Origin of the sequence: Plastoroseomonas arctica, assembly GCF_018128965.1 — a bacterium.
Taxonomy (GTDB): Bacteria; Pseudomonadota; Alphaproteobacteria; order Acetobacterales; family Acetobacteraceae; genus Plastoroseomonas; species Plastoroseomonas arctica.
This window is the reverse complement of record NZ_JAAEDH010000016.1, coordinates 1-24,216: the sequence shown is the minus strand read 5'-3', so window position 1 is coordinate 24,216 and position 24,216 is coordinate 1. Positions and strand designations below refer to the sequence as shown.

Annotated in this window: 26 protein-coding genes; 12 read left to right on the top strand and 14 right to left on the bottom strand. The window is 69.4% G+C overall.

Annotated features, from left to right (window positions below; genetic code table 11):
• Positions 1–2: 2 nt before the first annotated feature.
• The 3 genes from GXW79_RS14155 (at position 3) to GXW79_RS14145 (ending at position 3,579) form a co-directional block, all read left to right on the top strand.
• Positions 3–1,943, top strand: coding sequence for a GldG family protein (locus GXW79_RS14155; RefSeq protein ID WP_211875059.1), 1,941 nt, complete (start codon positions 3–5; stop codon positions 1,941–1,943).
• Between the two features lie 86 nt (positions 1,944–2,029).
• Positions 2,030–3,139 carry a DUF4340 domain-containing protein gene (locus tag GXW79_RS14150; RefSeq protein WP_211875058.1) on the top strand — a complete coding sequence of 370 codons (1,110 nt, stop codon included), beginning with the start codon at positions 2,030–2,032 and terminating at the stop codon, positions 3,137–3,139.
• Positions 3,136–3,579 (top strand): NUDIX hydrolase, encoded by a 444-nt coding sequence (locus GXW79_RS14145; protein ID WP_211875138.1) that lies wholly within the window; start codon positions 3,136–3,138, stop codon positions 3,577–3,579. The genes GXW79_RS14150 and GXW79_RS14145 overlap by 4 nt, the downstream gene beginning before the upstream one ends.
• A gap of 7 nt (positions 3,580–3,586) precedes the next feature.
• Here the strand turns inward: GXW79_RS14145 and GXW79_RS14140 are convergent, their stop codons facing one another.
• Entirely contained in the window at positions 3,587–4,921 is a 1,335-nt protein-coding gene (locus GXW79_RS14140) for a TMEM43 family protein (RefSeq protein WP_211875057.1), read from the bottom strand.
• A gap of 60 nt (positions 4,922–4,981) precedes the next feature.
• Positions 4,982–5,989, bottom strand: coding sequence for a polyprenyl synthetase family protein (locus tag GXW79_RS14135; protein WP_246504005.1), 1,008 nt, complete (start codon positions 5,987–5,989; stop codon positions 4,982–4,984).
• 104 nt (positions 5,990–6,093) lie between these two features.
• Between GXW79_RS14135 and GXW79_RS21485 the strand changes: the two genes are divergently transcribed.
• Both GXW79_RS21485 and GXW79_RS14130 read left to right on the top strand, forming a co-directional pair.
• Positions 6,094–6,288: a putative signal transducing protein gene (locus GXW79_RS21485; RefSeq protein WP_246504004.1), complete on the top strand. Its 195-nt coding sequence runs from the start codon at positions 6,094–6,096 to the stop codon at positions 6,286–6,288.
• Entirely contained in the window at positions 6,285–7,016 is a 732-nt protein-coding gene (locus GXW79_RS14130) for a tRNA1(Val) (adenine(37)-N6)-methyltransferase (protein ID WP_246504003.1), read from the top strand. The genes GXW79_RS21485 and GXW79_RS14130 overlap by 4 nt, the downstream gene beginning before the upstream one ends.
• A gap of 2 nt (positions 7,017–7,018) precedes the next feature.
• Here the strand turns inward: GXW79_RS14130 and GXW79_RS14125 are convergent, their stop codons facing one another.
• The 5 genes from GXW79_RS14125 to GXW79_RS14105 all read right to left on the bottom strand — a co-directional run bounded on the left by GXW79_RS14125 (position 7,019) and on the right by GXW79_RS14105 (position 12,864).
• The gene (locus GXW79_RS14125; protein WP_211875054.1) at positions 7,019–7,303 is read right to left on the bottom strand and encodes a hypothetical protein; all 285 of its coding nucleotides are present in this window, start codon (positions 7,301–7,303) and stop codon (positions 7,019–7,021) included.
• A gap of 221 nt (positions 7,304–7,524) precedes the next feature.
• A complete protein-coding gene (locus GXW79_RS14120; protein WP_211875053.1) occupies positions 7,525–8,205 on the bottom strand; it encodes an SCO family protein in 681 nt (226 codons plus the stop codon).
• A 97-nt stretch (positions 8,206–8,302) separates the two neighbouring features.
• Positions 8,303–9,340, bottom strand: a complete 1,038-nt coding sequence (locus GXW79_RS14115) for a ribonucleotide-diphosphate reductase subunit beta (protein ID WP_211875052.1) — start codon at positions 9,338–9,340, stop codon at positions 8,303–8,305.
• Between the two features lie 157 nt (positions 9,341–9,497).
• Positions 9,498–11,354, bottom strand: coding sequence for a ribonucleoside-diphosphate reductase subunit alpha (locus GXW79_RS14110; protein ID WP_367614909.1), 1,857 nt, complete (start codon positions 11,352–11,354; stop codon positions 9,498–9,500).
• A gap of 235 nt (positions 11,355–11,589) precedes the next feature.
• Positions 11,590–12,864 carry a DUF445 domain-containing protein gene (locus GXW79_RS14105; protein WP_211875050.1) on the bottom strand — a complete coding sequence of 425 codons (1,275 nt, stop codon included), beginning with the start codon at positions 12,862–12,864 and terminating at the stop codon, positions 11,590–11,592.
• Positions 12,865–13,033: 169 nt separating this feature from the next.
• Here GXW79_RS14105 and GXW79_RS14100 point away from each other — a divergent pair, with 169 nt between their 5' ends.
• Entirely contained in the window at positions 13,034–13,750 is a 717-nt protein-coding gene (locus GXW79_RS14100) for a metal ABC transporter ATP-binding protein (RefSeq protein ID WP_211875049.1), read from the top strand.
• A 64-nt stretch (positions 13,751–13,814) separates the two neighbouring features.
• Positions 13,815–14,324 (top strand): hypothetical protein, encoded by a 510-nt coding sequence (locus tag GXW79_RS14095; protein WP_211875048.1) that lies wholly within the window; start codon positions 13,815–13,817, stop codon positions 14,322–14,324.
• Between the two features lie 24 nt (positions 14,325–14,348).
• Here the strand turns inward: GXW79_RS14095 and GXW79_RS14090 are convergent, their stop codons facing one another.
• Both GXW79_RS14090 and GXW79_RS14085 read right to left on the bottom strand, forming a co-directional pair.
• Complete coding sequence (locus GXW79_RS14090) at positions 14,349–14,540, bottom strand: hypothetical protein (protein WP_211875047.1); 192 nt, start codon at positions 14,538–14,540, stop codon at positions 14,349–14,351.
• A gap of 152 nt (positions 14,541–14,692) precedes the next feature.
• Complete coding sequence (locus tag GXW79_RS14085; RefSeq protein WP_211875046.1) at positions 14,693–15,304, bottom strand: hypothetical protein; 612 nt, start codon at positions 15,302–15,304, stop codon at positions 14,693–14,695.
• A 211-nt stretch (positions 15,305–15,515) separates the two neighbouring features.
• Between GXW79_RS14085 and GXW79_RS14080 the strand changes: the two genes are divergently transcribed.
• Both GXW79_RS14080 and GXW79_RS14075 read left to right on the top strand, forming a co-directional pair.
• A complete protein-coding gene (locus GXW79_RS14080; protein ID WP_211875045.1) occupies positions 15,516–16,358 on the top strand; it encodes a transporter substrate-binding domain-containing protein in 843 nt (280 codons plus the stop codon).
• On the top strand, positions 16,358–17,098 hold the full coding sequence (locus GXW79_RS14075; RefSeq protein WP_211875044.1) for an amino acid ABC transporter ATP-binding protein: 741 nt from the start codon (positions 16,358–16,360) through the stop codon (positions 17,096–17,098). Before GXW79_RS14080 ends, GXW79_RS14075 begins: the two co-directional genes overlap by 1 nt.
• A gap of 167 nt (positions 17,099–17,265) precedes the next feature.
• On the opposite strand, the gene GXW79_RS14070 is transcribed toward GXW79_RS14075, so the two are convergent.
• Positions 17,266–17,841: a hypothetical protein gene (locus GXW79_RS14070; protein WP_211875043.1), complete on the bottom strand. Its 576-nt coding sequence runs from the start codon at positions 17,839–17,841 to the stop codon at positions 17,266–17,268.
• A gap of 77 nt (positions 17,842–17,918) precedes the next feature.
• Here GXW79_RS14070 and GXW79_RS14065 point away from each other — a divergent pair, with 77 nt between their 5' ends.
• Entirely contained in the window at positions 17,919–18,599 is a 681-nt protein-coding gene (locus tag GXW79_RS14065; RefSeq protein WP_211875042.1) for an amino acid ABC transporter permease, read from the top strand.
• 3 nt (positions 18,600–18,602) lie between these two features.
• The gene (locus tag GXW79_RS14060) at positions 18,603–19,277 is read left to right on the top strand and encodes an amino acid ABC transporter permease (protein WP_211875041.1); all 675 of its coding nucleotides are present in this window, start codon (positions 18,603–18,605) and stop codon (positions 19,275–19,277) included.
• Here the strand turns inward: GXW79_RS14060 and GXW79_RS14055 are convergent, their stop codons facing one another.
• Positions 19,278–19,964, bottom strand: coding sequence for a polysaccharide deacetylase family protein (locus GXW79_RS14055; RefSeq protein WP_211875040.1), 687 nt, complete (start codon positions 19,962–19,964; stop codon positions 19,278–19,280).
• A 144-nt stretch (positions 19,965–20,108) separates the two neighbouring features.
• Here GXW79_RS14055 and GXW79_RS14050 point away from each other — a divergent pair, with 144 nt between their 5' ends.
• On the top strand, positions 20,109–20,570 hold the full coding sequence (locus GXW79_RS14050; RefSeq protein ID WP_211875039.1) for a GNAT family N-acetyltransferase: 462 nt from the start codon (positions 20,109–20,111) through the stop codon (positions 20,568–20,570).
• A gap of 45 nt (positions 20,571–20,615) precedes the next feature.
• On the opposite strand, the gene GXW79_RS14045 is transcribed toward GXW79_RS14050, so the two are convergent.
• From GXW79_RS14045 to GXW79_RS14035, 3 genes are all read right to left on the bottom strand, one after another.
• Entirely contained in the window at positions 20,616–22,190 is a 1,575-nt protein-coding gene (locus GXW79_RS14045) for an ABC transporter substrate-binding protein (protein ID WP_211875038.1), read from the bottom strand.
• A gap of 71 nt (positions 22,191–22,261) precedes the next feature.
• Positions 22,262–23,668: an amidase gene (locus tag GXW79_RS14040; RefSeq protein WP_211875037.1), complete on the bottom strand. Its 1,407-nt coding sequence runs from the start codon at positions 23,666–23,668 to the stop codon at positions 22,262–22,264.
• Complete coding sequence (locus GXW79_RS14035) at positions 23,665–23,862, bottom strand: hypothetical protein (protein ID WP_211875036.1); 198 nt, start codon at positions 23,860–23,862, stop codon at positions 23,665–23,667. The genes GXW79_RS14040 and GXW79_RS14035 overlap by 4 nt, the downstream gene beginning before the upstream one ends.
• Positions 23,863–24,216 lie beyond the last annotated feature (354 nt).

The following is a 24,216-nucleotide window of genomic DNA, read 5'->3' as shown; positions in this document are numbered from 1 at the left end:
CCATGAGCACCATCGCCACCCCGGCGCGCAGGCGCCTTGCCTTCTCGACCATCGGCGTCATCGCCGCCCTCGCGCTCGCCATCGGCGTCAACCTCCTCGCCGACCGGCTGCTGCCACGCGCGCGGATCGACCTCACCGAGCAGCGCCTCTACACGCTCGCGAGCGGAACGCGCTCCATCCTCGCCGGCCTGTCGGAACCCATCACGCTGCGCCTGTATTACGCCCGCCGCCTTGGTGCGACTGTCCCCGTCTACGGCGCCTATGCCGAGCGCGTCCGCGCCATGCTCGAGGAATACGCGGCCCTTTCCAACGGTCGCATCCGCCTCGAATTCCACGACCCCGAACCCTTCTCCGAAACCGAGGACCGGGCGCTGGCCTATGGGCTGCAGGGCGTGCCGATCGACCAGTCCGGCGAGCAGGTCTATTTCGGCCTGGCGGGGACCAACCTGCTCGATGACGAGCGCAACATCCCCTTCTTCCAGCCCGAGCGCGAGCGCTTCCTCGAATACGACCTCACGCGCCTTGTCTATGAGCTGTCCAACCCGCGCCGGCCCACCATCGGGGTGATGACCTCCCTGCCGCTCAACGGCGACCCGCGCATGATGATGATGCGCCAGATGCAGGGCCTGCCCCCCGGCCAGGGCGGCCAGCCCTTCGCCATCATGCAGCAGCTGCGCCAGTTCTTCACGCTGCGCGACATCCCCGCGGACGCACGCCACATCGACGAGGAGATCCAGATCCTCCTCCTCGCGCATCCGCAGAACCTCTCGACGCTGGCCCAGTACGCCGTGGACCAGTTCGTCATGCGCGGCGGCAAGCTGATCCTGCTGCTCGATCCGCATTCGGAAGGCCAGGCATCGCGCCCCGGCGCGGGCGGCGCGCCTCCGACCGCCACGTCCTCCTCGCTCGACCGCCTGATCAATGCCTGGGGCGTCGACGCCCCGGCAGACCGCGTTGTGCTCGACCTGCGCGGCGCCTGGCGCGTCCGTGCGGCGCAGAATGACCGCATCCAGGCCGTCGACTATACGGCCTGGTTCAACCTCCAAGGCGACAGCATCAACAAGGGCGAGGTCGCGACCGCCGAACTGAACCAGGTGACCGTCGCCTCGGCCGGCGAGCTGCGCCGCCGGGAGGGCGCCACCATCGAGTTCATCCCGCTGCTCGCCTCATCCGAACGCGCGATGCTGGTCGATGCCGCGTCCATCCGCCGCGAGCCTAACCCGGCAGCGCTGCTGGCCGCCTTCCGCCCCGACGGCGAACGCCACGTCATTGCCGCGCGCATCCGCGGCACCCTGCCCTCCGCCTTCGGCGCGACCGCGCCCGAGGATGCCGAACGCCCCGCCGGCATGCCCGCGCACCGCGCCACCTCCGACGGGCCGGTGAACATGGTCATCATCCACGACACCGATTTGCTGGAGGACCGCTTCTGGGTCCGCCAGCAGGATTTCTTCGGCCAATCCGTGATGACGCCGATCAGCGACAACGGCGCCTTCATCGCCAACATCGCCGACACGCTGGCGGGCGGCGACGCGCTGGTCTCCCTCCGCTCCCGCGGCGAAAGCCTGCGCCCCTTCGCCATGGTCGACGACCTCCGCCGCGAGGCCGAGACCCGCTTCCGCCAGACCGAACGCACCCTGCAGACCCGCCTCGAGGAGACCGAGCGCCGGCTGCGCGAACTCCGCCAGGGGCAGGCGGGCGGCGAGCGCGGCGGCAGCGCCGTCATCACCACCGAGCAGCGGGCGGAGATCGACCGGGCGCGGGCCGATATCGTGGCGACGCGGCGCGAGCTGCGCGGGGTGCAGCTGGAGCTGCGGCGGGATATCGAATCGCTGGAAAGCCTGCTGCGCGCGATGAATATCGCGCTGGTGCCGACGCTGCTGACGGTGTTCGCCATCGTGCTCGGCGTGCTGCGCTCGCGGAGAAGAGCTGCCGCTCGCGCGTAAGAAAGCATGAGAGGGCTTTGCCCCCTCAAACTCCCCCACCAGGAGCCTGCAGGCCCCTGGACCCGGAATACGAAGGGCCAACATTGATGAACCAACGCACCCTTCTGATGCTTGGCGGCGCGGCCATCCTCACCATTGCCGCTGCGCTCATCCTCAAGCCGAACAACACCACGCCGCCGCCGGCGGGCAGCGCGGAACTCGCCTTCCCCAACCTCGCGCAGCGGCTGCAAGGGGCGGCACGCATCGAGGTGACGCGCAATGCCGATGGCGTCGTCGTGCAGCGCATGGGCGAGACCTGGGTGCTGCCCGAGCGCGGCAACTACCCCGCGCGGCCCGACCGTGTGCGCGAACTGCTCACCGGGCTTACCGAACTCCGCCTCACCGAACCGCGCACGGCGAACCCGGAACTGCTGGACCGGCTGGGCGTGAACGATCCCACCCAGCCAGGCTCCACCGCGGCGCTGGTCCGCGTGCTCAACGCGCAGGGCGCGCCTATCGCGCAACTTGTCGTCGGCCGCCGCCGCGTGCGCACCCAGGGCAACGTGCCCGAAGCCGCCTTCATCCGCCGGGCGGGCGAGAACCAGGCCTGGCTCGCCGAAGGCCGCCTGCCGATCGACGGCGACGCCGGCCTCTGGCTCGACCGCGGCATCGCGGCCATCCCGCGCGACCGCGTCCTGCGCGTAGCCATTCGCCGCACCGACGCGCCGGTGCTCGAGCTCGCCCGCGCCGGCGAGGTGGACGCGCCGCTCCGCGTCACCAACCCCGCCGAGACGCCGCCGCTCGACGAGACCAGCCTCGACGAGATCGGTCGCGCCTTCGAAAGCCTCACCTTCGTCGAGGTCACCGCAGATACCGTGGCGCACGGCACCGATATCGGCGAGGCGCGCTTCACCCTGACGGACAACCTGACCCTCGTCGCCCGCATCTCCCGCGACGGCGAGGCGATCTGGGCGCGCTTCGCCGCCGAGGGCGATGACGAGGCCACCAGGCTGAACGCCCGCTGGCGCGGCTGGGCCTTCCAGATCGGCCAATGGAAGGAAAAGGCCTTCGTCCCGCTCCTGGCCGATCTCCGCCGCGCCGAGGAACCGCCCGCCGAAGCCCCTGCCGCAGCCCCGCTGGAGGAGGCGCCTACCGCGGCCACGCCCGACCTTCCGGCCGCGGACGCTCCTGCGCCCGCCCCCGCCGCGCCACGGTGACCGACGAGCCACGCGACCACCCGACCCGCCCCTGGGTCGGCATCGGCTGCGTGATCTTCGATGCCGACCGCGTGCTCCTCGTCCGCCGCGCCAAGCCACCGCGCGCCGGCGCCTGGTCGCTGCCCGGCGGCGCCCAGCACCTCGGCGAGACCGTGGAAGCCGCCGCCCGCCGCGAGTTGCGCGAGGAGACCGGCATCGAGGCCGGGCCGCTCATCCTTGCCGACGTGATTGACGCCATCACCCGCGACGCCGATGGGCGCGCGCAGTTCCACTACACCATCATCGACTATGCCGGCCGCTGGAGCGCCGGCACCGCGGCAGCCGCCGATGACGTGCTGGATGTCGCCTGGGCGGCGCCGGTCGCGCTCGCCGACTACGACCTGACGCCCGAAACGCTCGCGGTCATCGCCAAGTCGCGCGCCCTGCTGGCGCGCGGCTGAGCCTGGTTCAGCGCGCCGGCATCGCGGGCACCGGCGCCGCCGGCCGCCGCATCGCGCGGCGCAGCCGCGACAGGCCGAAGGCGAGTGCGACACCCACCGCCAGCACGATCGCCGCGATCACCGGCCGATGCGCGAACCACGCCGCCGCGATCACCAGCGGCGCGACGATCAAGGTCAGCACCGCGGCCAGCAGCCCGGTGCCGAAGCCCACGATCGTGCCGAAGATCGGCACCACATCGGCCAGCACCCGCATCGGCTGGAAGATCAGCGCGAAGCCGACGAACACCAGCACCACGCCCACCAGGCGCAGGACCCAGGCGATCAGGTTGTTCTCCGCCTCGGCGGCCTGGATCATCTCCGGCGCGGTCTTCGTCCCGGCGCTGACCAGCTGGAGCGTCTCGCCGTTGCGCGTGGTGTAGGGCGCGAACGCGTCGCCGACCTGGCGCGCGATCACGCTCACCGTGGCCGGCCGCGCCACCTGGTAGCTGATGCGAAGGTCGCCGAGCGCGGGGTTGGCGGGATCGCCGCCTACATAGATCCCCTGCCCCGCCGCCTGGGCGCGCCGCCCCGCTATGGGGCGGATGCTGGCCGGGTCCACCGGCAAAGCGTCATTGGCGGGCAGCAGGCGCAGCTGGGGCTCGGCCAGGCGAAAGCCGCCCAGGCCTGCCTCCGGCGCGGTGATGCTGCGAGAGGCCAGCGGCATTGCGGGGTTCGCGTGACCACCCGGCTGGCGGAAGCGGCCGGAGTCGATTGCGGTGTCCGACCAGACCCGGCTGTAGCTGTAGGTGGTCTGGGCGGTCTGGCTGCCGCCGAGATTGGTCGTCGTGCTGCTGCTGCTCGTCTCGCGCCACTGGTACATCTCGACATGGCGGCGCAGTGCGACCGCGCCCTGCACGGCCACGCCGGTCTCGCCATCAGTGAGCGTCGCGTTGCTCGTGAGAGGGCCGGTGACGTGCACCAGCCGGCCTTCCTGCGCCGCGTTCGGGCGATCGGCGGGCACGCTCACGAGGCTGCCGGCCCCATCACGGAGCGCGACCGCGGTATCGACCGCGCGGCCCTCGTTCCAGAAAATCAGCCAGCAGGCGAGCGGGATGAGGATCAGCCCGACGAGCGCGCCGGTGAAGGCCCCGCCGATCCGGCCGAACCAGGAGCGCCGCGAGGTATCGGTGACGCTGTCGGCGAAGCCCGTGACGCTGCCCGCATCGCCGAAGGCGCCCTTGGCGCCGCCGTCGCCGTCGCTCGCGGACTTCGACCAGCCCTGGTCGATCGGCGTGTCCTTGGCCACGCCCCAGTCACCGGAGGATTGCCCCGAGGAGAACCCGTCGCTCTTGTCGCCCGACATGCTGCTGGCCCTTCATGACGAAGGAGCAACTATGCCGCGGCGCCCGCCGCACGCAAGATGTCAGCGGGCCCGCGCGATGCAGAAATCCACGATGCCCAGCAGCGCGCGGCGCGCCTGGCTGTCGGGGAAGATCTCGAGCGCCGCCCGCGCACGGTCGCCATAGGATTCCGCCCGCGCGACCGTCTCGGCCACCGACCCGTGCCGTGCCATCAGCGCCTGGGCCTGGACGAGGTCCGCCTCCTCCTGCTCGCGCGCCTCGATCGTGCGGCGCCAGAACGCCTGCTCCGCCGCATCGCCGCGCACGAAGGCCAGCATCACCGGCAGCGTGATCTTGCCCTCGCGGAAATCATCGCCGACCGTCTTGCCCAGCGCCTTCTCGTCGGCCGCGTAGTCGAGCGCGTCGTCGATCAGCTGGAAGGCGATCCCGAGCGCGCCCCCATACTCGCGCAGCGCCGCGCATTCCGCCGGCGGCCTCTGCCCCACCACGCCGCCGAGCTCGCTCGCCGCCGCGAACAGCGCCGCGGTCTTGCCCTCGATCATCGCGAAATACTGCGCCTCGGTGGCGGCGAGGTCGTTCTGGATCATCAGCTGCAGCACCTCGCCCTCGGCGATGGTGGCCGAGGCTTCGGAGAGGATGCGCATGGCTTCCACATCGCCATCCTCGATCATCAGCTGGAAGGCGCGCGCGAACAGGAAATCGCCCACCAGCACTGAGGGCTTGTTGCCGAACAGCGCATTCGCACTCGCCTGCCCGCGGCGCAGCGCGCTCTCGTCGACCACGTCGTCATGCAGCAGGGTCGCGGTGTGGATGAACTCGACGCAGGAGGCGAGCAGGATGTGGCGCTCCCCCTCATGCCCGCACAAACGCGCGGCGGCGAGCGTCAGCAACGGCCGCAGTCGCTTGCCGCCGGCCGCGATGATATGCGCGGCGAGCTGCGGGATCAGCGCGACAGGGCTGTCCATGCGCTTGAGGATGAGCCGGTTGCAGGCTTCGATATCGGCGCCGACGAGGTTCGTGAGCGCTTCAAGCGCGTCTTCTCCGCCGGCGTTCCTGGTATGCGCGTTCAAGCGGCTTGACCTCTCGTCAGGGGGCGCACCATACCGGCGGAGTTGCTGGCGCAGCAAGGCGCGGCACGTTCTCTCCCCGGGGGATGGCCTTGGACATTCTCGTCATGACAGGCGATCTGGTGCGTCTCGGCTTCCTGCAAGCCCTGCTCGCGGATGCCGGCATCGAGAGTGTGGTGCTCGACCAGCATATCAGCGCCGTCGAGGGCGGCATCGGCGCCTTTCCCCGCCGCCTCGCCGTGCGCGGCGAGGATCTGGACCGCGCCCGCGCCATCCTGCGCGAGGCGGGCGAGGATCATTGAGCGAGACCACGCGCGACGCCCTGCTCGGCGGCCGCGTGGTGCTGGACCAGCCGCGCGCACGCGGGTTGCGCGCAGGACTCGACGCCGTGCTGCTCGCCGCCGCCATCCCCGCACGCACGGGCGAGCGCGTGATCGAGGCCGGGTGCGGCAGTGGCGCGGCCTTCCTCTGCCTCGCCGCGCGGCTCCCCGGCCTGGAGGTGGTGGCGCTGGAACTCGAGCCGGAGATGGTGGTGCTCGCCGGCGCGAATGCGCGCGCCAATGGCTGCATGGCCGAGATCGTCCAGGGCGATGTCGCGGACCGCGCGCTGGCGTCGCGACTCGGGCCGGCGCGTCACGGCTTCGCCAACCCGCCCTACTGGCCGGATGGCACAGCCCCGCCGGAATCGATGCGCGCCGCTGCGACGCATGAACATGGTGCGGCGCTAGCCGACTGGGCCCGCTTCCTTGCGGCCGCGATCATGATGGGCGGCACCGCCACGCTCATCCTGCCCGCCGCGCGATTCGACGCCGGCATCGCGGCCCTCCGCGCCGCCGGTTTCGGCAGCCTAGCGCTGTTGCCTTTGGCACCGCGCGACGGCATTGCCGCCAAGCGGGTGCTGCTGCAAGGGCGCCGGGGGGGACGCGGGCCCGCGCGCGTGCTCCCGCCCTTCACCCTGCACACCATCGACGGCAGCTTCACGCCAGCCGCCGAGGCGGTGCTGCGCGACGCCGCACCGCTGCCGATCTGAACTCAGCCCTGGTTCACCTCGGGGTGCTTCAGCATCCACAGCCGCTCATGCGCGGCGACCAGGCTCTCGATGTTGCGCCGGCGATTGCCGTCGGGGGTGCTCGGGCGACGGGTCAGCATCGTCTCCAGGATACGCAGCAGGTCCTCGGCCACCTCGTAGTCGGCCTGGTCGCAGGCATGGTGGAACGCAATCAGAATCTTGTCCGACAGCCGCCGCGTATGGCGCGGAGGAAGGCTGCCACTCCGTTCATCGGGCGCAACCACATCCGCGTTGGTCTCGTCACTCATCCATCACCTTCAGGTGTCACCGGCCACCGGGTGCATACCCAGTGATCGTATATCCGCGGAATCATAGCGCGTGAGGCCCGCAGTATCATCAATTCTCTACATTCCGCCGCGGTCTAAGCCACGGCTCGACGCGAAGCGACGGCGCCACTTGGCCTCAAACGCCGGCCCGCGCAATGCCGTGCGGCGCGGTGACTGCCACGCAGCCACCGCATCGGTCACCCTCAGGACGGCCGCGCGACCCGCAGCTGCCCCCGAATCGCCGCCGCCATCGCCTCGGGTCCGGTCTCGGCACGGAACACCTGGCGCACCCGCCCGTCCGGCCCCGTCAGGTAGACCAGCGAGGAATGATCCATGAGGTAGGCTGACGCATTGGGCGGCGTCACCTTCGCAAAGTAGACGCGGAAGGCACGCGCCGCCTGGCGGATCTGCTCGGGCGTGCCGGTAAGACCGACGAGGCGCTCGTCGAAGCGCGACACGTAGTCGGCCATCACCGGCGGCGTGTCGCGCTCGGGATCGACGGTGATGAAGATCGGCGTCACCCGCGCCGAGTCGGGGCCGAGCAGCTCCATCGCGGACGCCATCACGCCGAGCTCGGTCGGGCAGACGTCCGGGCAGAAGGTGAAGCCGAAATAGATCAGGCTGAAGCCCTGGGCATAGGTCTGCTCGGTGACGGCGCGACCAGCCTGGTCGGTGAGCGCAAACGCGCCGCCCAAGGGAACCTGCGCGAGCTGCACGCCGCCGGCGGACGGGGCCGGCATGTCGGTGCCGGAGAAGCTCGCAAGGCGACGAACGAAAGCGTCGGCCAGGCCCTCGCCGGGGGCACGACCGAACCAGGCCATGGCCCAGACGGCGCCCAGGACAATGACGAGGGCGAGGGCGACGAAGCGGATGAGGCGGAGCATGGAGGCGAGATAGGCCGGTCGGCGGAAGGAAGAAAGGCCGGGAGAAAGAATTCTCCCGGACCCTCTTCTTTTATTTTTGCCTTTGGGGCGTCACCAATCAGTGGTGGGCGGGGAGGATGTCGCCCGTGGGCTGCGGGGAGGTGAACACGGCGTCGCCGAACGCCTCCTCCCAGGTGCCGGCGGTGCTGGCCTTGGAATATTCCGTCGCGCGATTCTCGAAGAAGTTCGTGTGCTCCACGGCGTTCAGCATCTCATCGAGCCACGGGAGCGGATTCTTCTCGATGTGGTAGAGCGGCTGCAGGCCAAGCTGCTGCAGGCGCCGGTCCGCGATGAAGCGGATGTACTGCTTGGTCTGCTCGGCATCGAGACCCTCGACACCGCCGAGCTCAAAAGCGAGGTCGATGAACGCGTCCTCGTGGTCCACGATGGTGGCGCAGATCAGGTACAGGTCGCGCTTGAAATCCTCCGTCCAGATCTCCGGATTTTCCTGCACGAAGGTGCGGAACAACCGGATGACAGACAGGCAGTGCAGCGTCTCGTCGCGCACCGACCAGCTCACGATCTGGCCCATGCCCTTCATCTTGTTGAAGCGCGGGAAGTTCATGAGAATGGCGAAGGACGCGAACAGCTGCAGACCCTCGGTGAACGCGCCGAACGCTGCCAAGGTCTTGGCGATCTCGGTCTTGTTCTCGACCGAGAAGTTCTGCATGTAGTCGTACTTGTCCTTCATCTCCTTGTACTTGAGGAAGGCCGTGTATTCGGACTCAGGCATGCCGATGGTGTCGAGCAGGTGGCTGTACGCCGCGATGTGGATGGTCTCGGTGTTCGAGAAGGCCGACATCATCATCAGCACTTCAGTGGGTTTGAAGACCTGGCTGTACTGCTTCATGTAGCAGTTGTTCACCTCGACATCCGCCTGGGTGAAGAAGCGGAAGATCTGCGTGAGCAGGTTGCGCTCGGAATCGGTGAGCGACTTCTGCCAATCCTTCACGTCATCGGCGAGCGGAACCTCCTCCGGCAGCCAGTGGATGCGCTGCTGCGTGAGCCAGGCATCATAGGCCCAAGGGTAGCGGAAGGGCTTGTAGACGGGGTTCGCCGTCAGCAGGTCGAAGCGGATGGGGAGCTCGTCGTTCATGGGGGAGTGCCTCTGGAGAGAAGAAAGGCTGGGGAAAAGAATTTCCCCAGACCCCATTCTTTTATTTTTGACTTTTTGGTGCTGGTTGCGCAGCCAGCACCAATAGGTAAAAATAAAAGATGGGGGGTTTGGGGGGAATTCTTTCCCCCCATGCTTGTTATTGGCAGGCCAGACATTCCTCATAATCCGTGGAATTCGGCTTCGCGACCGCCGCAATCGGCAACGGTCCAAGATCCGCCACGTGGTCGGCCATGATGTCGCCCTGGCCCACCACCTTCGCGCTGATCGTATCCGCGCGTTGGATCGACAGCGACCGGCAGTAGTACAGGCTCTTCATGCCGCGCTTCCACGCCTGCATATGGATCTGGTGCAGGTCGCGCTTATGCACATTCGCGGGCAGGAACAGGTTCACCGATTGCGACTGGCAGATGTAGGGCGTGCGGTCCGCCGCGTGTTCGATCACCCAGCGCTGGTCGAGTTCGAAGGCGGTCTTGAACACGTCGCGCTCATGCTCGGTGAGGAAGTCCAGGTGCTGGACGCTGCCCTTGTTCACCGTCACCGAGGTCCAGGTCTCGTCATCGTCGCGCCCGTGCTTGGCCAGCACCTTCTGCAGGTAAGGGTTGCGCACGATGAAGGAGCCCGAGAGCGTCTTGTGGTTGTAGACGTTCGCCGCGATCGGCTCGATCCCCGGGCTTGCACCACCGGTGATGATGGAGATCGACGCCGTCGGCGCGATCGCCATCTTGTTCGAGAAGCGCTCCATGAAGCCGTATTCGGCGGCGTCGGGGCAGGCTCCGCGTTCCTCGGCCAGGATGCGAGAGGCGGCATCGGCCTGGGTGCGGATGTGGCGGAACATCTTCATGTTCCACACCTTCGCGATCGCGCTCTCGAACGGCACGTTCATCAGCTGCAGGAAGCTGTGGAAGCCCATCACACCCAGCCCAACGCTGCGCTCGCGCATTGCGGAGTAGCGCGCCTTCGCCATCGAATCGGGTGCCGTGTCGATGAAGCTCTGCAGCACGTTGTCGAGGAAGCGCATAATGTCGGTGATGAAGAGCGGATGGTCCTTCCACGCCGCCCAAGTCTCAAGGTTGAGCGAGGACAGGCAGCACACCGCGGTGCGCTGTTCGCCATGCTGGTCGAGGCCGGTCGGCAGCGTGATCTCCGAGCACAGGTTCGAGGTCTTGACCTCCAGGCCGGACAGCTTGTGGTGCTCGGGCCGCGCGTTGTTCACGTGGTCGGAGTAGATGATGTAGGGCTCGCCGGTCTCGATGCGAGCGGTGAGGATGCGGATCCACAGGGACCGCGCCGAGACCTTCTTCACCAGCGCGCCGTCCTTGGGCGACACCAGCGCCCATTCCTCATCCGCTTCGACCGCGCGCATGAAGGCATCGGACAGCAGCACGCCATGGTGCAGGTTGAGCGCCTTCCGGTTCGGGTCGCCGCCGGTGGGGCGGCGGATCTCGATGAACTCCTCGATCTCGGGGTGCTGGACCGGGATGTAGACCGCCGCCGACCCGCGCCGCAGCGAGCCCTGGGAAATCGCCAGCGTCAGGCTGTCCATCACCCGAATGAACGGGATCACGCCCGAGGTCTTGCCGTTGCGCCCGACCTTCTCGCCGATGCCGCGCAGATTGCCCCAGTAGCTGCCGATGCCGCCGCCCTTGGCCGCGAGCCAGACATTCTCGTTCCAGAGATCGACGATGCCATCGAGGCTGTCCGAGGCTTCGTTCAGGAAGCACGAGATCGGCAGGCCGCGGGTGGTGCCGCCATTGGACAGGATCGGCGTCGCGGGCATGAACCACAGCTGCGACATGTAGTCGTAGATGCGCTGCGCATGCGCGGCGTCGTCGCCATAGGCCGAGGCGACCCGCGCGAAGAGATCCTGGAAGGATTCGCCCGGCAGCAGGTAGCGATCCTCGAGCGTGCCCTTGCCGAAATCGGTCAGCAGCGCGTCGCGCGTGCGGTCGATCTCAACCTGGCCATGGCCTTCAAGCTGAACAGCATCAAACACGGCTAACCCCCTAAAACTCCCCCGGCCGACAGGATGCCTGCGGAGGGGGGTGGGACACAAGATGTAGTCTTGCAACACTCTTGTCACTACCAGATCGCGTGTGCGAACGAAGCCTTGCATATTCCGGCACCGCTCTTAACAGCCCGAGCCGTTCGCTCTATGTTCTAGCCGTCGAGCCCTCCCGAAGCGAGTCCGGAACACTGATCTCCCCGTGATTCCAGGGGATAAGTCCGGCTCAGAAGGCGACCCGGCCATAGACGCGCTCGAGCAGGGCAAACAGCGCCGCCCCAGCGAGAAAACCAACCAGCGTCCCGTTCACGCGAACGTATTGCAGGTCGCGCCCGACCCGCAGCTCGATCTTCTCGACCACTGTCTTCGGGTCCCACCCTTGCACGACGGAGGCGATGAAGCCGGCCAGCCGCTCCCGTGCCGCCGGCAGCAGCGCGAGCAGCACGCCCTGGCTGGCGGCCTGCAGGCGGGCGCGGGCGCCCTCGCTCTCGGCGAGGAACTGCCCGGCATTGGCGAGTCCCGCCTCCAGCACGGCCACGGTGCGGCCCTCGGGGTTGGCCGCATCGGCGACCATCGCCGCCTTCAGCCGCAGCCAGACATCGCCGAGCCAGACCGCGACCGAGGGGTGGCTCACCGCGCTGCGCAGCGCCCGGCCGACGCTCGCGATGCGCTCCGAGTCGGTTTCCAGGCGGTCGATCTCGGCGCGCACCCAGGCCTCGAAGGCCGCGCGCAGGTCGGAATCGGAGGGTTCGACCCGCTCCAGCTCCGCGTTCAGCACCGAGAGCACCCGCCGGGCCACCGCCGCCCCCGCGAGCCAGCCGACCACCGCGCCACCCTCGGCGCGCACGCGGGCCGCGATCGCCTCGCGCAGCTGCTCCTCCTTGGCGGCGAGCAGCGCCTTCACCTCGACCACGGCGACGTCGAACACCGCCTGGTGACGGCCGCCTTCGACCAGAGCGCGCAGGGTGCGCGCGATCACCTTGGCCCCCTCCGGCCCGCCGGCCAGACGCGGGACGATGCGCGCGAGCAGCCGCCTGGCACGTCCATCCTCAAGGCTGCCGAGCAGCCGCGGCACCATCCCCGCCAGCGCCTGCGCCGCGGGCCGGTTCGAGGCCGGGTCGGCGAGGAAGGTGGAAAAGATCGCCGGCAGGTCGATCCGCTCGATCACGCGGCGGATCTCGGCCTCGGTGAAGACATGGTTGGCGATGAAGCCGCCAAGACCCCGTCCCAGCCGCTCCTGCTGGTTGGGGATGATGGCGGTGTGCGGAATGGGCAGGCCGAGCGGGTGGCGGAACAGCGCGGTGACCGCGAACCAGTCGGCCAGACCGCCGACCAGCCCGGCCTTGGCACCCGCCTGGAGCAGATCCGTCCAATAGCCCGGCGTCATCCGGTAGGTGAGCAGGATCAGCCCCGCCATCACGACAAGGAGCCCGGTCGCGAAGGCGCGGTGGCGGGCAAGCGAGGCGCGGAGCTCCGCGTCGTTCGGGCCAGGCTGGATCATCTTCCCTAGATAGGGTGGCGCCCCCGGCCTTGCCCAGAAGCCGGAGCGTGATACATGATAACATCATGCACGACCCTCTCGCCCTTTCCTCCGGTGCCGGTGCGCGCCTCGGCCTCGCGGCCGTGGTGGCTACTCTGGTCTGGGGCGCGACCTTCTGGGCGCTCGGCGCATGATCACTCTGGACAATCTGGTGGCGAGCCATGGGCGGCGCCCGGCGGTGCATCACGTGACCGGCCGGTTCGCGCCGGGCAGCCTGACGGCGATCATGGGCCCGAACGGCGCCGGCAAGACCACCTTGCTGCGCACCATCGCCGGCCTCCACCCCGCCGAGGAAGGCCGGGTCCAGGTCGCCGGCCGCATCGCGCTGCTGCCTCAGGGGGCCACGATGGATCGCACCTTCCCCATCGCCTGCCGCGACGTGGTGCTTCAGGGTCTATGGTCGAAGCTCGGCGCCTTCCGCGGCGCGGGGCGGGCCGAACTGGCTCAGGCGGATCAGGCGCTGGGTGCCGTGGGCCTGCGCGATTTTGCCGCGCGACCGGTGGGCAGCCTCTCCGCCGGTCAGTTCCAGCGGCTGCTCTTCGCCCGGCTGCTGCTGCAGGACGCCCCGGTGATCCTGCTCGACGAGCCGTTCAACGCCGTGGACGGCAAGACTGCCGCCGATCTGTTGGCGATGCTGCATCGCTGGCATGGCGAGGGCCGCACGATCATCGCTGTGCTGCACGACCTTGACCTGGTCAGGCGCGAATTCCCCGAAACGCTGCTGCTGGCCCGCGACCCGATCGCCTGGGGCCCGACGGCCATCGCGCTCTCCGCCGAGAACCGGTTGCGCGCGAGGATGATGGCCGAGCACTGGGATGCCGAGGCGGAGCGCTGCGCCGCGGCCTGATTGGCGATCACGGCGTCGGCAATGCCAGCCATGCGTCGTGCGACCATCGACAGGAGGCTGACCCATGCCGGCGGCGCCCACGCGCTTTTTCCTCCTGGCAGCGTTGCTGAGCTGCAGCGCCGGCGCGGCTGCGCAGGATCCATTGCGGATCGCCGCGGCCCAGCGCGCGCCGCTGCGCGACATCGACGCCCTGGAAACCCTGTGCGACGGCGACCTTCCGATCCGCACTTGGCTTTCGCGATTGACGTCGCGCCACGCGCGCAGCCCGCGCTGGAGCTCGGGCCCCTGCGTCACCGACATCCAGCCCACAATTTCGGACGATCCCCCGGCGCCATCCCGTGGGCAGTGCGTCCAGGCGCATATCCTGCCCCGTAACCCAACTTCAGCCACCGACCGCCTGATGATCGAGCTCTACATGCGGAGCGAGCGGGGCGGACGCCGCCCCTACGCCTTTCGTGCGGTGGAAACGCCCGATGGCGAGCAGATGCGCAGCCGACTCGAATTCGAGAATTTCTGGATTGCCAGGTTTCCCGGGGTGCGTCTGCCCGCCTGCCGGCAGCTTCGGGCGCCGTGATGGCGCCGGCGCTCGCCGCCGAGGCTAGCGCACCATCCGCCGGGGCTCGATCATCGTGAGGCCACCGACGAGCGATACCCCGCCTGCGACGGCCAGCACCGCCGCCGCGGAGAGCGACAGCCGCATCGGCAGCAGCGCATCGCCCAGCAGCAGCAGGACGAGAAGCGCGTTCATCAGCAAGCCCATGATCACCAGGCTGAGTGCGAAACGGGACATGGCGAACAACCCCTTTGTCATGGCGTCTTGTCGCCCCCCTGTCTGTCCGCACCGCGACCGGGATAAGGCGATTCCATGGCAAAGCATGCGCTTGACGCGTTAAGCCCATGTGAACGGCGCAGAACCGGCGCCGCTTGCTGCGGCTGCGGCGGCTAGATCGGCAGGTCTTGGTCCTGGTTGTGGCCGTCGCGCCAGCGGATGTTCGCCCTTTGCGGGTTGGGTGCGGCGATCAAAGGAAAGGCGGTGCGAATATGAAGGTCTTTGCCGGAAGTCTTCATCAGCTTCATCGCAATGCCGCCGGCCCGGGCCTCGATGGGCACCAGGAAGCCCGTCAGCGCGACACCGCCGGGGGCGACCACGAAGCGCGCGCCGCCGGGGGCCGGCGTCGTGACATCCCCATCATACCCGATCATCGCGAAATTGCCGGCGGCGATGTCGATCTGGGCGAAGATGAACTCGCATTTTTCGTAGGACAGCCAGCCGAGCGCGGTCTGGCCGGCCTTCTTGTTCAACGCGAAGGCGATGGCGGCCGCCTGCGTGCCGACGAAGGCGCCGGTGCGGCGCTTTCGCTCCGGCCCGATGATCCGCTGCTCCATCTCGTCGAGATCGGTCGAAGCGCGGTTCTTGCCGCGTGCGAGGAGCTCATGCAGCCCCTCGGCATGGCCCTCGCCCCTGTCCTGATCGGAAATGCTTGCCTCTTCGCTCTCCCGCAGGATGCGCGAAACCTCATGCTCCGTGTAGGTCGGCGTCGTCTTGATCGGCATGGCAACATCCTTCGCGGCCACGATGGGAGATGGTTGGGCGAAGCATGTCAGAGGGGCTCCGCCGCGTCGACACCATTCCGATATCGAAGTGATTTCAGCGAGGTGCGAGGCGGTCCGACCCCGAGGCGACGCATATGATGAACGTGCCATGTGGACAGGCGCCGACGCCGGTGGGAACGTCCAGCCGCCATTCATTGCCGGGGAAAATCACATGCGCAGGCTGATCGCCGCCACCATCCTTGCCGTCACGGCCTTCGCCGGCCAGGCGCACGCGCAAGGACAGCCGCCGCTGCGCTGCGCCGTGGACGGCACCTTCGCCCCGCATGCCATGCCGCGCCTCGGCGGCGGCGTCGAGGGCTTCCAGATCGACATGTTCCGCGAGGTTGCCCGCCGCATGGGCCGCGAGATCACCATCGATTCCGCGAGCTTCTCGGGGCTGGTTCCCGCGCTGAATGCCGGCCGCTACGATTTCCTCTGCGCGCCCACCACCGTCACGCCCGAGCGTGCGGAGGCGCTGCTGTTCACCGAGGGCTATCTCTGGACCGAGCTGCAATTCGGCATCCGCCGCGGCTCGCCCCCGATCAACTCCGAGGAGGACCTGCGCGGCCGCACCATCTCGGTCAACAAGGGCACGCCCTATGAGCAATGGGTCACCCGCAATGCGGAGCGGCTGAATCTCACCCTGCTCACCTTCGACACCCAGCCCGACGCGGTGCAGGCGGTGATCAATGGCCGCGCCCAGGCGAACCTCTCCGGCAACACGGTGGTGCGCTACGCGGCCAGCCGGAACCCGCAATTCGTGGCGAGCTTCACACTGCGCGACACGCGGCTGCACTGGGGCACGCCGTTCCGCCGCGACAGCGCGGCGCTGCGCGAGACGGTGGAGAACGTCATCGAATGCATGAAGCGCGACGGCACCATGGCGCGTCTGGTCAACCAGTGGTTCGGCTATACGCCGGAGGGCGATGACGCCGCGATCACCGTGTTCCCCGGCACAGGCGTGCCGGGCCTGGCCGGCTACGACCCCACGCCGCGGGAGCCGCGCTGCAGCTGATGCCCGGAGCGATTATCGAGGCGCGCGGGGTCCACAAGCATTTCGGCGCCCTTCACGTGTTGAAGGGCGTCGACCTGTCCGTGGCCGAGCGGGAGTTCGTCTTTGTCATCGGCCCGTCGGGGTCGGGCAAGTCGACGCTGCTGCGCTGCCTGAACCGGCTGGAGCAGCCGAGCTCGGGATCCATTATGGTCGACGGCACCGACATGCTCGACGTGAAGACGGACATCAACAAGGCGCGCCAGCGCATCGGGATGGTGTTCCAGTCCTTCAACCTCTACCCGCACATGACCGCGCTCGGGAACGTGTCGCTGGCCCTGCGCAAGGTGCTGGGGATGCCGCGTGCGGCGGCCGAGGCTCGCGCTGGCGCCGCGTTGGAGCGCGTCCATCTCGGCGACCGCGCCGGGCATTTTCCGGGGCAGCTTTCGGGGGGCCAGCAGCAGCGCGTCGCGATCGCGCGCGCCATCGCGCTCGAGCCGCGCGTGATGCTGTTCGACGAGCCGACCAGTGCCCTGGATCCGGAGCTGGTGGGCGGTGTGCTGCAGGTGATGCGAGAGCTGCGCGAATCGGGGATGACCATGGTGGTGGTGAGCCACGAGATGGCCTTCGCCCGCGCCGCGGCCGACCGCGTGGTGTTCATGGCCGATGGCGAGATTCTGGAACAAGGCCCGCCTGCCGACGTGTTCGGTGCGCCCTCTCATGCCCGCACCCGCGCCTTCATCGGCCAGATCGAGCGCCATTGATGGCGCTGTGCGGTGCCGAGAGCTCGGCCCAAGCTCATCGCCCCGGCCCGCTTAGCGGGCCGCGCGCCCGAATGGGCGAACGCCGGAAGTGCGGCGAGCCAAGCGCGCGTACCGCTCGCGTCACGCCGAAGGCGTGCCTGCGGCACGACGCGCTTGAGGGCACAATATTAGGTTCTTACGCCCTCGCACTCCTCGATGGGACGGGTGAAGGAGAGCCAGCCGCCCTCGGTGCGCAGGCAGCCGCTGTCCCACACACCTTCGAAGCTACGGCCGCCCTGGGTCACGCGGCCCTGGCCCTCAGGGCCGCCCGGGCTCCAGCCGCCCTCATAGACCAGTCCCTGCAGCGGCAGTTCGAAGCGGCCCTCGACGAAATGGTCGTTGCGGAACACGCCCTCGGCCGAGGCGCGCACGCGGCCCTCATCGACATGGAGGATGCGCCCGCGCCCCTCGTTCTTGCCGCGACGCACAGGCCCGTCATAGATCATCGCGCGGTCCTGGCCGTCCTCGCGCCAGCGCACCACGGCGCGGCCCTCGCCCTCGGCGGGACCCTCCGGGCAGGGACCGGACCAGCTCGCCACCACATCCTGTGCGCCGCGCCCGATGCCGCCCACCCAGACCCAGCAGCCGCCAGCGCCGTCGGCGACGAATCCGGAGCGACCGCCCGGGACCATGCGCTCGGCCTCCGGCGGCGGGCCCGCGGCGGCAACCAGCAGCATCAGCGCGCAAAGCATCAGGTTTCGCATCGATCGGCACTCCGGGCAGGGACGCCGCCTGCCTACCCCCTCCCGGCCCTTCGCATCAACCGCGCAGGCGTGCCCGCATGACCGGCTGGGAACGCTTCTGCGAGAGCTTTTTCAACGCCGAGGTCATGGCGCGTTACCTGCCCGAGATCATCAAGGGCTTCTGGGTAACCGTCGAACTCGCGATCCTGATCGTCATCGCGGGGCTGGCGTCCGGCCTGGCGCTCGCGGTCATCCGAAGCCTGGGAATCCGCCCGCTGAACTGGCTGATCATCTTCACGGTCGACCTGTTCCGCGCGCTGCCGCCGCTGGTCATCATCGTGCTGCTGTATTTCGGGTTGCCCGCCGCGGGCCTCAACCTCTCCGGCTTCGAGGCAACCTGGCTGTCGCTGACCCTGGTTCTGATGAGTTTCTCGGAGGAGATCTTCTGGGCCGGCATCACCGCCGTGCCCAAGGGCCAGTGGGAAGCGGCGCGCTCCACGGGGTTGACCTTCCTTGCCACGCTCCGCCTGGTGGTGCTGCCGCAGGCGCTGCGGATGACCATCCCGCCCATCACCAACCGCACCATCGCCATCACCAAGGGCACCGCGCTGGGTTCGGTGGTGGCGGTATCCGAGATCCTGGGTGCGGCGCAATCGGGGCTGTCGCACGCCTTCAACCCCTCCCCGCTGACGCTCGGCGCGCTCGCCTACATCGTTCTGTTCTTCCCGGTGGTGCTGTTCGGCCGCTGGGTCGAGACGCGTTTCGCCTGGAAGCGCTGAGCCATGGACGATCTGCTGCTCGCCTTCTTCAACCTCGACATCCTTCGCCAGGCCTGGCCGATCCTGCTCAACGGTCTCATCCAGACCATCCTGCTCTCGCTGCTGGTGGTGCCTCTGGGCGTTCTGATGGGGATCACGCTGGCGCTGCTGTCCACCGTGCGGAACCGATGGGCGCGCTATCCGCTGATCGCCTTCACCGATTTCTTCCGCGCCATTCCCCCGCTGGTGCTGCTGATCTTCCTCTATGCCGGCCTGCCCTTTGCGGGGTGGGAGATCGGCGCGTGGGGCGCGGTCGCCATCGGCTTCATGCTCAACACCGGCGCCTATTATGGCGAGATCCTGCGCGCGGGGATCGAGTCCATCCCGGCCGGCCAACTCGAAGCCGCGCGTTCGACGGGCCTGACCCGCCTGCAGACGCTGCGCCACATCGTGCTGCCCCAGGCGATCCGGAACACTCTGCCCGACCTCACCTCCAACACGCTCGAGGTGGTGAAGCTCACCTCGATCGCCTCCGTCGTCGCGCTGCCGGAGCTGCTGTTCCAGGCGCGCCAGGCGCAGAGCGTGACCTTCAACGCGACGCCCATCATGGCCGCCGCGATCGCCTATTTCATCCTGCTCTGGCCGATGGTGCGCCTGCTCAGCCGGCTGGAGAACCGCCAGCTCGCCGGCCGGCGCTGATCAGGCGGCCTCCACGGCCTCGGGCCCCAGCTGGTCGAGCCGGACGAAGGTCGCGCCGCGCGCACGCAACGCCAGGATGCCCGCCGCCACCCCCGCGCCGCAGGGCCGCTCGGGATGGTTGATGTGCGCGAGCAGAACCGACCCGGTCGGCGCCGCCGCAATGCGCCGCGCGACGCGCTCGGGCGCCAGGCCGGCGCCATCGTCGCCGTTGAGCGAATACCCAGCGACCACGAAGCCCAGCCGCGCGATCTCCGCCAGAGCGCCCGGGCTGTAGCGCCCGGTGGCGCCGCGGTACCAGCGCGGCGCCGCGCCACCGACCGCGACGACCGCCGCGGCACCCTCCATCACCTCGCGCTCGACCGCCTCGACCCGTCCGGCGACGGCCAGGTTGAACACCCGGCCCGCGCCCAGTACCGCGGGAATGTGGCGCGCACCGTGGTTCTCGAAACCGAACAAGTCCGGCCGCGCCAGCAGCATCGCGAACGCCGCCGGGTTCTGCGCCAGCCAGGTGCCGGTCACGAAGAGGGTCGCCGGGATGCCGGCCTCGACCAGCGCCTGGGCGATGCGCGAATCGAAGGCGCCGCCGCAGGCGTCGAGCGTGATCGCCACGGTGAGCCGATCCGCAGGGACCGCGCGCAGCCGCATGCGCGGTTCTACCAACGTCTCCGCGCGCGCCGGCGCTGCCATCACGGCTCCCAAGGCCGCGAGCGCACCGCGGCGCGACAGACAGGCTCGGCACATCGGTGCATCCTCACGCTCGCGGCATCGGCGTGCGGACCTTCTATCGCGAAACCGTGAGGCGGTGCCATCATACCGTCAGGGAAAACACGGATGCCCGAAGTCCCGATCCCCGCGCCGCTGCAGCTCACCCTCGAGACCGCACCCGCCCCCGAGCTCCGCGCCCGACTCGGCCAGGCGATCGGCGAGTTCCACAGCCGCACCGTGCCCACCGACACGCGCCGCTTCGCGCTGCTGCTGCACGACGCCGACGGCGCTCTCGCCGCCGGCCTCAGCGGCGCGCTGTCCTGGCAATGGCTGTTCGTGGAAGCACACTGGGTCGCCGATGCCTGGCGTGGACAGGGCCTCGGGCGCAGCCTGCTCGCCCGCGCCGAAGCGCAGGCCCGTGCCGAGGGATGCCATTCCGCCTGGCTCGACACCTTCCAGGCGCGCGACTTCTACATCGCCCAGGGCTGGCAGCCCTTCGGCGTGCTCGAGGACTACCCACCCGGCCAGGCGCGGCACTTCCTGCGCAAGTCGCTGGTCGCATCCCCCAAGGCGGACGCGTCGGCGTGAGGCGGGCGGCCGGCTGCGAAGCCGCCGGCCCCGCCTTGCCCGCCGTCACCTGCGCCGGATGTTCCACATTAATGGCAATCCGCCGAGCATCCCGGTCAGGTCGCGCCGATAGGCGGCGGGCTGGTAGTAGCCGCCGACCGGCACGTAGACCGCCTGGTTGAGCGCCTCGATCTGGATGTCGCGCGCGAGCGCCTTGCGCGTGGTCTCGTCCGGGGCGGCGAGCCAGGAGTCGCGCAGCTCCTCCAGGCGCGGCGCGTCGGGCCAACCGAACCAGGCATTGGGCGGGCTGCCGCGCAGCTGGTTGTTGGTCGCCGGGCTCGCGAAATCATAGCCGCCGGAATAGGCAAGGAACATGCTCCACCCCCCCTGCGCGATCGGTGCGCGGGAGGGGAAGCGCTGCGTGACGGTGCCCCAGTCGGTCTGCACGTAGTCGAGGTTCATCCCCAGCGCGCGGCAGGCCGCACCGGCCACTTCGCAGATGGCATTGGTGCGCGGCACGTCGGTGGAGGCGAGCAGCACCACCCGCTCCCCCTTGTAGCCGGCCTCGACGAGCTCACGGCGCAACGCGGCGATGTCGATCGGGCCCTGCATGATCTCGAGCCCGGCTTCGGTCGCCGATTCCATCCCCGGGGTGAAGCAGCCGACGCGGTCGTTCATCGCGCTGGTCTCGGGCCCCACCACACCGAGCATGTATTCGCGCTGGCGCACGGTCTTGAGCACCACGCGACGGATGGCGGGGTTGTCGAAGGGCGGGTGGAGGCAGTTGAAACGGATGAAGCCGATCAGCCCGGTGGTCTCGACCACCTTGAATGCGAGGTTCCGGTCCCGGCGTAGGCGCGGCATCAGGTCCATCAGCGGCTGGTCCACCCAATCCACCTCGCCGGCCTGCAGGGCGGCGGTCTGGGTGCCGGCATCGGGCATGGTGTGCCACTCGACGCGGTCGAAATGCACGATGCGCGGGCCGGCGGCGAAGCTGGGCGTACCGCTTGCGCGCGGCACATAGCCCTCGAACTTCGCATAGACGTTGCGGGCACCCGGAATGCGCTGGTCGGCCAGGAAGCGGAACGGGCCGGACCCGATCGCCTCGGGCAGCGGGGTGGTGGTGGGGGTGAGGGCCAGACGCTCGGGCATGATCGCGGCCATCAGGTTCGTGGGCTTGGCCAGCGCCTGGGGCAGCAACGGGAAGGGGCGCTTCAGGCGGAAGGCGATGGTGCGGTCGTCGGGCGCGGACAGCTCGTCGGTGGCTGCCATCAGCGAGGCGCCAAAGCTGTCGCGCGACGCCCAGCGGCGGATCGAGGCCACGCAATCCCGTGCCAGCACCGGCGTGCCGTCATGGAAGCGCGGCCCCGCCCGCAAGGTCAGCCGCCAGAGCAGGCCATCGGGCGCGGTGGTGAAGCCCTCGAGCAGCTGCGGCTGCGCCACGCCGGCCTCATCGAGCGCGAAGAGCGTGTCGTAGATGGTGATCGCGTGGTTGCGCGTCATGAAGCTGGTGGCGATGGGATCCAGCAGCGCGAGGTCCGCGTAGGGGACGAATTTCAGCGTGGTGGCGGCCTGCGCGCGAACCAGGGCCGGCGCCGCGAGCAGGCCGGCGGCGGCGGCGAGAAAGGGACGTCGGTGCATGGCGGTTCTCCCGGGGCGCGACGCCCAAGGCGGGTTCATGCGAATCCCGCGCCAGCGGCCTCGCCCACTCGCTAGCCCGGCACGCGCGTGTGCCAAGCCGTTTCCTGCTGGAAGGCGTCGGCCACCTGCAGCACGCGGCCTTCCGCGAAGGGCCGCCCGGCCAGTTGCAGGCCGATCGGCAATCTGCGCTCGTCGAAGCCGCAGGGCACGCTGACCGTGGGCAAGCCCAGGTAGTTGAACGGGCGCGTATTGGCGGAGACGGCCATGAAGCGATGCCAGTTGGCGGGGTCGGCGTCGATGTCGGTCTCGGCGAGCGTCGGGACCCGGGTCCGCAGGGTGGGGGTGGCGACGATGTCGAAGCCGGTCATCGCCTCGGTGCAGAACTGGCGCAGCAGCGGGCCGCGATGGGCCAGCGCCTCGACGTAGTAGGTGGCCGGCAGCGCATAGCCGCCGTAGATGCGCGCCGAGAGGTGGGTGGCGTAGTCGGCGCTGCGCTCGCGCATCCAGGTCGCGTGGATGGTCGCGCCTTCGACGCGGCTGACAACGGCGACGCAGGTGGCCACCGCGTTCAGGGACGGCGCGGACAGGCGGGTGATGCTCGCCCCACGCGCCTTCAGCGCGTCGAGCGCGGTTTCGAACGCCGCGACCACGACCTCATCAGCGCCGTCGAAGAACCATTCCTGCGGCACGGCGATGCGCAACCCGCGCACGTCGCCGGTGAGTGCGGCTTCATAGTCGGGCACGGCTTCGCGCGCGCTGGTCGGGTCCTTCGGATCGCGCCCCGCGGTCACCGCCATGAAGCGTGCGGCGTCGCGCGCGGTGCGGGTGAGCGGGCCGACATTGTCCATCGAGAAGGACAGCGGCATCACGCCCGAGCGTGAGACGCGGGTCTGGGTGCCCTTGAGGCCGGTCACGCCGCACAGGCTCGCCGGCAGGCGGATCGAGCCGCCCGTGTCAGAGCCCAGCGCGGCATAGACCATGCGGGCGGCGACCGCGACGCCGGAGCCGGATGAGGACCCACCGGTGCAGAAGGGCGGGTTCCATGGGTTGTGGGCATCGCCGAATTCGCGGTTGTGCCCGGTCGGGTTCTGCGCGAACTCCGCCATGTTCAGCGTGCCGAGGTCGATCGCGCCCGCCGCGTCCAGCTTCTCCAGCACGGTCGCTGTCTTCGGTGCCACGAAGTCGCGGCGGATGCGCGACCCGCAGGTCGAGACGCGGCCCTCACGGTAGTACATGTCCTTGTGCGCCATCGGCACGCCGTGCAGCGGGCCGAGCGTCGCGCCCGACGCTCGCTTGGCGTCCGCCGTCGCCGCCGCCTCCAGCGCCTCGGCGCGATCGAGCCGGATGAAGGCGTTCAGGGTCGGGTTGCCCGCATCGATGCGCGACAGGCACGCCTCGGTCGCGGCGAGGGACGTCGTCTCGCCGCGCGCAATGGCGCCGGCGAGTTCGGTCATCGACATGTCGGTGCGAGCGCTCATCGCGGCGGCTCCATCTCGTCACGCAGCGCGGCCTCGAAGCTCGACGGCTCGTCCTCGAAGGCGAGCGTGCCGCGCAGCGCCGCGAAGGCCTCGATCAGCGCCAGGTGGTCGGCCAGGCCGACACGCGCTGCGGCGTTGGGCAGCGCGATGCCGCTCCAGGCCAGGATTGCGGTTTCCATTGTCTCGGGGTCCATGCGGCTCTCCTTTGCAGGTGTCGCGCCTGCAGGTGTCGCGCCTGCAGGTGTAGCGCCTGCAGGTGTCGCGCCAGCCTGGACCACGGCCGCCGCGTTGCGAAGTCGTCACTGGACGCACAGAGGGCAGCCCATAGAGTTGGCGCCCAGTTCGCGGGCAATCCGGCCCGGCGCCTGCTCAAAACGGAGACATGCCATGAAACGTACGGCCCTCGCCGCCCTCCTTCTCGCCGGCCTGGCAATCCCGGCCCTGGCGCAGACCGGGACCGCGACCACGCAGCGCGCCCCCGCCGCGGCGAGCACGCCGCCGGCCGCCACGACGCCTCCGGCCGCGACCGCCGCCGAGCCCGCAGCACG

What these genes read in the sequence shown, in the direction of transcription:
- GXW79_RS14155 (WP_211875059.1), top strand. Translation starts at nt 3, where the DNA reads ATGAGCACCATCGCCACCCCGGCGCGCAGGCGCCTTGCCTTCTCGACC.
- GXW79_RS14150 (WP_211875058.1), top strand. Translation starts at nt 2,030, where the DNA reads ATGAACCAACGCACCCTTCTGATGCTTGGCGGCGCGGCCATCCTCACC.
- GXW79_RS14140 (WP_211875057.1), bottom strand. Translation starts at nt 4,921, where the DNA reads ATGTCGGGCGACAAGAGCGACGGGTTCTCCTCGGGGCAATCCTCCGGT.
- GXW79_RS21485 (WP_246504004.1), top strand. Translation starts at nt 6,094, where the DNA reads ATGACAGGCGATCTGGTGCGTCTCGGCTTCCTGCAAGCCCTGCTCGCG.
- GXW79_RS14125 (WP_211875054.1), bottom strand. Translation starts at nt 7,303, where the DNA reads ATGAGTGACGAGACCAACGCGGATGTGGTTGCGCCCGATGAACGGAGT.
- GXW79_RS14120 (WP_211875053.1), bottom strand. Translation starts at nt 8,205, where the DNA reads ATGCTCCGCCTCATCCGCTTCGTCGCCCTCGCCCTCGTCATTGTCCTG.
- GXW79_RS14115 (WP_211875052.1), bottom strand. Translation starts at nt 9,340, where the DNA reads ATGAACGACGAGCTCCCCATCCGCTTCGACCTGCTGACGGCGAACCCC.
- GXW79_RS14105 (WP_211875050.1), bottom strand. Translation starts at nt 12,864, where the DNA reads ATGATCCAGCCTGGCCCGAACGACGCGGAGCTCCGCGCCTCGCTTGCC.
- GXW79_RS14100 (WP_211875049.1), top strand. Translation starts at nt 13,034, where the DNA reads ATGATCACTCTGGACAATCTGGTGGCGAGCCATGGGCGGCGCCCGGCG.
- GXW79_RS14095 (WP_211875048.1), top strand. Translation starts at nt 13,815, where the DNA reads ATGCCGGCGGCGCCCACGCGCTTTTTCCTCCTGGCAGCGTTGCTGAGC.
- GXW79_RS14090 (WP_211875047.1), bottom strand. Translation starts at nt 14,540, where the DNA reads ATGTCCCGTTTCGCACTCAGCCTGGTGATCATGGGCTTGCTGATGAAC.
- GXW79_RS14085 (WP_211875046.1), bottom strand. Translation starts at nt 15,304, where the DNA reads ATGCCGATCAAGACGACGCCGACCTACACGGAGCATGAGGTTTCGCGC.
- GXW79_RS14080 (WP_211875045.1), top strand. Translation starts at nt 15,516, where the DNA reads ATGCGCAGGCTGATCGCCGCCACCATCCTTGCCGTCACGGCCTTCGCC.
- GXW79_RS14075 (WP_211875044.1), top strand. Translation starts at nt 16,358, where the DNA reads ATGCCCGGAGCGATTATCGAGGCGCGCGGGGTCCACAAGCATTTCGGC.
- GXW79_RS14070 (WP_211875043.1), bottom strand. Translation starts at nt 17,841, where the DNA reads ATGCGAAACCTGATGCTTTGCGCGCTGATGCTGCTGGTTGCCGCCGCG.
- GXW79_RS14065 (WP_211875042.1), top strand. Translation starts at nt 17,919, where the DNA reads ATGACCGGCTGGGAACGCTTCTGCGAGAGCTTTTTCAACGCCGAGGTC.
- GXW79_RS14060 (WP_211875041.1), top strand. Translation starts at nt 18,603, where the DNA reads ATGGACGATCTGCTGCTCGCCTTCTTCAACCTCGACATCCTTCGCCAG.
- GXW79_RS14055 (WP_211875040.1), bottom strand. Translation starts at nt 19,964, where the DNA reads ATGGCAGCGCCGGCGCGCGCGGAGACGTTGGTAGAACCGCGCATGCGG.
- GXW79_RS14050 (WP_211875039.1), top strand. Translation starts at nt 20,109, where the DNA reads ATGCCCGAAGTCCCGATCCCCGCGCCGCTGCAGCTCACCCTCGAGACC.
- GXW79_RS14045 (WP_211875038.1), bottom strand. Translation starts at nt 22,190, where the DNA reads ATGCACCGACGTCCCTTTCTCGCCGCCGCCGCCGGCCTGCTCGCGGCG.
- GXW79_RS14040 (WP_211875037.1), bottom strand. Translation starts at nt 23,668, where the DNA reads ATGAGCGCTCGCACCGACATGTCGATGACCGAACTCGCCGGCGCCATT.
- GXW79_RS14035 (WP_211875036.1), bottom strand. Translation starts at nt 23,862, where the DNA reads ATGGACCCCGAGACAATGGAAACCGCAATCCTGGCCTGGAGCGGCATC.